This is a genomic window from Ruminococcus callidus ATCC 27760, from assembly GCF_000468015.1.
GTDB lineage: Bacteria > Bacillota > Clostridia > Oscillospirales > Ruminococcaceae > Ruminococcus_C > Ruminococcus_C callidus.
The window spans coordinates 104,888-105,508 of sequence record NZ_KI260449.1 but is presented as its reverse complement, the minus strand read 5'-3'; the positions used below and the strand labels follow the sequence as shown (position 1 = coordinate 105,508).

The window sequence follows — 621 nt, the reverse complement described above, 5'->3', positions numbered from 1 at the left end:
TTCCTCCTGCACTGTTCATGCTCTGGACAATGCCGTATTTTTGAATGGCTGCCCGATAAGCAGCACTTGTGTACTGGCTGCCGCGGTCGGAATGCACAATGGCTCCGCGAATCTCCGGATACCGCAAGCTCGCTTTTTTCAGTGTTTCACAACATAGTTCAGCTCGCATATGATCTGCCATGGCAAGACCATTTGGCATCAGGTCATAGCAATCAAAAATTGCCGAAACATACAGCTTTCCGTCTTTTGCCTTGATTTCAGTAATGTCTGTAACGCATTTTTTCAAAGGTGCATCTGCTGTAAAATCACGTTTCAGAAGATCATCAGATTTGCGTGCTTCCCGGTCTGCTTTGGTAATTCCGTTGGGCTTTCGCTTGGGTCTATGGATCAGGTTTATCTGCTCCATCACACTGCGGACAGTTGCTTCGCATGGTATCGTGATGCCATCAAGCTTGCCGACTTCTTTTCTGTACTTGAGTGCCTGATACATACGTACTCTTCCGTAATCCGCATTTTCTTCGTCCTCATCATGAATTTTCAACATGGCGTCAGCAAGCGGCTGATACTTCCAGGGTTTGCCCTTACGTTCAAGATAATCGTAAAACGCCTGTCTGCTGACTT

General features: G+C 46.7%; 1 protein-coding gene. It reads right to left on the bottom strand.

Features of this window, described 5'->3' with window-relative positions; all coding sequences use genetic code 11:
* Window positions 1-621, bottom strand: a 621-nt coding sequence (locus RUMCAL_RS16955) for a DDE-type integrase/transposase/recombinase (RefSeq protein ID WP_021682932.1), incomplete at both ends; no start/stop codon positions are given.